Here is a 4,362-nt window from a genome sequence, read left to right as displayed (position 1 = left end):
AATATTTATATCCCACATGGTTCAGATAAAACCCAATAACGAATACAACCAGTAATCACTGTACTGAATATTTATATCCCACATGGTTCAGATAAAACCTTGTTGTTAGTGTCTTTTACTGACACCTGACCAAAATTTATATCCCACATGGTTCAGATAAAACAGGTTATGGTGGCACTGGGCGTGGCTATGTTAGCGTATTTATATCCCACATGGTTCAGATAAAACATTAAACCATAATAAGCAGATAGAAAATATAATAGATATTTATATCCCACATGGTTCAGATAAAACGGAATAACTTTTTGCAATTCCTTTTCTAATAACATAATTTATATCCCACATGGTTCAGATAAAACTTTTCCTATGGAGCAAGTCCACGTTCCACATATGCTATTTATATCCCACATGGTTCAGATAAAACTAGGAAAAGTTTGCAGAGGATTTGTGGGCACATAATATTTATATCCCACATGGTTCAGATAAAACTCCATCATAAAAATCGACCGAAAAAACTTTACCTGCTTTATATCCCACATGGTTCAGATAAAACCGAAAGTTAAGGAAATAACCCTAATAGATTTAAGAACTTTATATCCCACATGGTTCAGATAAAACCCCCATGCTATATCTACTATATTACTCCCTATCGCCTTTATATCCCACATGGTTCAGATAAAACTCTCCAGGTTTCAATGCTGTTTTAACAGCTTCAAACTTTATATCCCACATGGTTCAGATAAAACGGCACCATTGGATATAACCCTGAATAGGGGATGGTCTTTATATCCCACATGGTTCAGATAAAACTGAAGGTAATATTGATGATACAGGTATTATTTTGCCCTTTATATCCCACATGGTTCAGATAAAACAGTAGCATGTTGACCTTTTGTGTGTTTAATTGATGCACTTTATATCCCACATGGTTCAGATAAAACTCATCTGCTCAAAAAAATTCCCCCGGCTAATTCTAATTACCTTTATATCCCACATGGTTCAGATAAAACAGCCCAATAGCCCAAAAATGTTCTTTATCTTGGTCATTCTTTATATCCCACATGGTTCAGATAAAACGGCTTCCCCGCTCCGATCCCACGCTAAAGCTTGGGGACTTTATATCCCACATGGTTCAGATAAAACTGGGAGAGCCTGCGCGGTGATATAATCTCACGGGTCTTTATATCCCACATGGTTCAGATAAAACGGGTATCAGGACTAAACATAACCCGTAACAAATGAGCTTTATATCCCACATGGTTCAGATAAAACGAAAAAATCGAGCTGGGCGACGCAGTCTCCATTCACCTTTATATCCCACATGGTTCAGATAAAACTCATATACATCGAGTTAGCCCCCCTATATGCTGTAGCTTTATATCCCACATGGTTCAGATAAAACGCTATCCCCTCAGTGGGAGTGGTGAGATCCTGGCAACTTTATATCCCACATGGTTCAGATAAAACGAGAAAAAAGAAAAAGAGAAAGACCTCCAAGATCATCTTTATATCCCACATGGTTCAGATAAAACTCTCCGCCAATCTAATACCAATGATTTATTATTATCCTTTATATCCCACATGGTTCAGATAAAACTTATTCTTTTACCCCTACTATCTACCAAACATGCCGACTTTATATCCCACATGGTTCAGATAAAACAACTTATGTAAACTTGACTTAAGTGTAGTATTTACACTTTATATCCCACATGGTTCAGATAAAACGAGTATTTTATAGCATCCGCCCAGTTCCTTTCATTTCTTTATATCCCACATGGTTCAGATAAAACTTACCGGCAAACAGAAGATAGACAATGCTACTCAGACTTTATATCCCACATGGTTCAGATAAAACTTTCTTAGCCTCCCCCAATCTTGCGTTGCCCAACCGACTTTATATCCCACATGGTTCAGATAAAACGCTGCCACCACCAGGGTTCGCCCCTGGTTTTCTTTTTCTTTATATCCCACATGGTTCAGATAAAACGAAACTGAGTAATCACCCGAGCCATCCGGATAATCTCCTTTATATCCCACATGGTTCAGATAAAACCTATTAGGGTAATGGCCATAACTTTTGGTTAAGTCTTGTATTACCAACTGGTTTAACCTAATAGATATTGAAACAAAATAGCCCCAAAATGAATATTCTTGCATTACACCTCTAATCGCGTTTTTGAAATGCAAAAGAAATCATTCGTAACCTATTGCTACATAAAGGATTCAAGCATCTTATGCCCAAAAGTAGGTTCAATGCAATGATTAATTCCCCTCTACAAAATATTATCCGTAATCTCCTTGGCTATGCCTAAGATTGTCTTGCGATAATTAAGTTTATTTTCAAGCCGATAAAAATAAACAGAGTCCTTCTCTTTGGCAATAATCTTAGATAACTCATTCCTGCATTGCTCAAGTTTACCTTCACTAATCTCTCCCTCAAATACTGAGTTCTGAACCCACATAAAGTATTTTTTTAAAACCTTCCTTATTTTATTTACTCTATCTTCCCCTATATCGTAAGTAACTATTAAATACGCCATTTTACCACCAGGCCTTAAATGGAGAATAAACATCATCCCCTAAAAAATGTTTTATCAATTTATAGCACTCGAGCCGGATAATTGTTCGGTAGGATACATTTCTCTTCATCTTACGATGTTTTATCGTGGTAGTTAGTTTTTGGTCAAATTCTTTAAGGAATTTCTTCCTGCCGCTATCATTCAAATAGCAATAATTCACATCCTCTTCAAAATCCTCAAGTTTTATCATATGGTTATTTATTAACTTAAGAATAATTGGGTCAATGATTAACGGCTTAAATATTTCTGCAATATCAAGGCTTAACGAATATCGTCTCTCTCCTGGTTCATGAAGATAGCTTATAGTTGGATTAAGTTGAGTATGGTATATCTCTGAAAGCACCGTTGAATAAATCATTGAGTTTCCAAATGAGATAAGAGCATTAATGGGATTGGTAGGTGGTCTTTTCTCTCTCTTTTCCATAGTAAAATCATCTTTCAGAATGGTATTAAATGCCTGATAGTAGATATTCCTTATTCTTCCTTCACAGCCCATAAGTTCACTAATGTTTTTTGCCTCATAAGATTTAGATTGCTCTATGGCTATGTATTTTTGGAAATCTTCTGTCTTTGGATATTCCCTCAAATTTCTCAAGATATGGAATATTGCTCCTTCTACAAAGCAAAAGGCAAGGAAATAGCGTTTCTTATTGTCCAGATAATATTGGACTTGTTTGACGGTTAATTCCCCGGATACATTTCTATCCCTGGGCATAAAACTCCCGGCATAAAAGCCGTAATAGTTATATATATGAAGGGTCTTATTCTGTTGGGAGAGGAAGTTTAACAACTTTGTATTTAAATCTATTTCTCCATAAAGATGGATAGTATCAATATCCTCAATAGGAATTGCCTTCTTATCACCCTGCTCATTCTCAATATAAACGGTATTTTCCTTCCGTTTGATTCTACCATTGGAAAATATGTAATATGGTCTGCTCATCTATTCCTCCTACGGATTTATTAGAGTAATTTCTTTATCCTTTCATAAATCTCTTGTGTTTCAAGGACATCAGCAAATTCTTTTACCCAGTATTTGATATACCTTCTATCCAGTTGTGGATGGGATTCAATTATCCCCTGTATATCTATTATATCCTGTGGTCTATCTGCTACTGCTTTAAAGATGATCAGGTCCTCAGGCGTGGGAAGATGCAGGGATAAATCACCTATTTGGACTATCTGACTCCTTTTGATTGTTTCTTCCTCAAACGGCAAAATCCCCATCGAGATATCTATGGGAATACACGTCTCTTTATGGTATAGTAAAAGCACCCTTGACTTTTTAGCAAATTCTTCTACATCTGAGATTCTTGGTTCTAATCCTATATCTTTTGCCCTTTCAAGAAATAAGGGGATATCACTAATATCCAACAACGCCACCGCATCTATATCCCTTGTAAATCTTGGCTTACCCAATATACTCACAGCTATACCACCAAGAATCATCCATTGATATGAATTATTCTCAAAGAGTTTCTGAACGGCGTCCAATGCCTTAGTAAACGGTTCAAGTGCTTTTATCTTTTTCACACCAAATCTCCTTTAGATAACCCCATCTGGCGCGGACTTTATCTACTGTTTCATCTTCTTCTGTCTTAAATCCCAATTTATTCCCAAATGAAAACAATTGTATTAGATGAAGGAACTTTTCTTGAAATGGTGTATTTTGCAACTCCATTTTTTCAATCTCTTTTACCTCTTCCCAGCGAGTTTTAAACAGTTGGACTAAATTCTGCTCCATAATCTCCTCCTATCCAAAGCAAAACTCATAATAGGC

4 protein-coding genes and 1 CRISPR repeat array are annotated in these 4,362 nt (G+C 36.3%); all 4 genes read right to left on the bottom strand.

Annotated elements, in window-relative coordinates:
* Window positions 1-3: 3 nt before the first annotated feature.
* A CRISPR array of direct repeats spans window positions 4-2,056; the repeat unit is 28 nt; unit sequence TTTATATCCCACATGGTTCAGATAAAAC.
* Between the two features lie 220 nt (window positions 2,057-2,276).
* From cas2 to AB1422_02170, 4 genes are read right to left on the bottom strand one after another with little or no spacing between them, the layout of a single operon-like run.
* Window positions 2,277-2,543 carry a CRISPR-associated endonuclease Cas2 gene (gene cas2 / locus AB1422_02185; GenBank protein ID MEW6618154.1) on the bottom strand — a complete coding sequence of 89 codons (267 nt, stop codon included), beginning with the start codon at window positions 2,541-2,543 and terminating at the stop codon, window positions 2,277-2,279.
* Window position 2,544: 1 nt separating this feature from the next.
* A complete protein-coding gene (gene cas1b, locus AB1422_02180) occupies window positions 2,545-3,525 on the bottom strand; it encodes a type I-B CRISPR-associated endonuclease Cas1b (protein MEW6618153.1) in 981 nt (326 codons plus the stop codon).
* A gap of 20 nt (window positions 3,526-3,545) precedes the next feature.
* Window positions 3,546-4,115: a nucleotidyltransferase gene (locus tag AB1422_02175; protein MEW6618152.1), complete on the bottom strand. Its 570-nt coding sequence runs from the start codon at window positions 4,113-4,115 to the stop codon at window positions 3,546-3,548.
* Window positions 4,093-4,326, bottom strand: a complete 234-nt coding sequence (locus AB1422_02170) for a hypothetical protein (protein ID MEW6618151.1) — start codon at window positions 4,324-4,326, stop codon at window positions 4,093-4,095. Before AB1422_02170 ends, AB1422_02175 begins: the two co-directional genes overlap by 23 nt.
* Window positions 4,327-4,362: the final 36 nt, after the last annotated feature.

This window comes from bacterium, from assembly GCA_040757115.1.
Taxonomy (GTDB): domain Bacteria; phylum UBA9089; class CG2-30-40-21; order CG2-30-40-21; family SBAY01; genus JBFLXS01.
This window is presented reverse-complemented; position numbering and strand designations above follow the sequence as displayed.

Bases quoted from the DNA above. Each gene is read 5' to 3' on its own strand.
- cas2 (MEW6618154.1), bottom strand. From the start codon at position 2,543: ATGGCGTATTTAATAGTTACTTACGATATAGGGGAAGATAGAGTAAAT.
- cas1b (MEW6618153.1), bottom strand. From the start codon at position 3,525: ATGAGCAGACCATATTACATATTTTCCAATGGTAGAATCAAACGGAAG.
- AB1422_02170 (MEW6618151.1), bottom strand. From the start codon at position 4,326: ATGGAGCAGAATTTAGTCCAACTGTTTAAAACTCGCTGGGAAGAGGTA.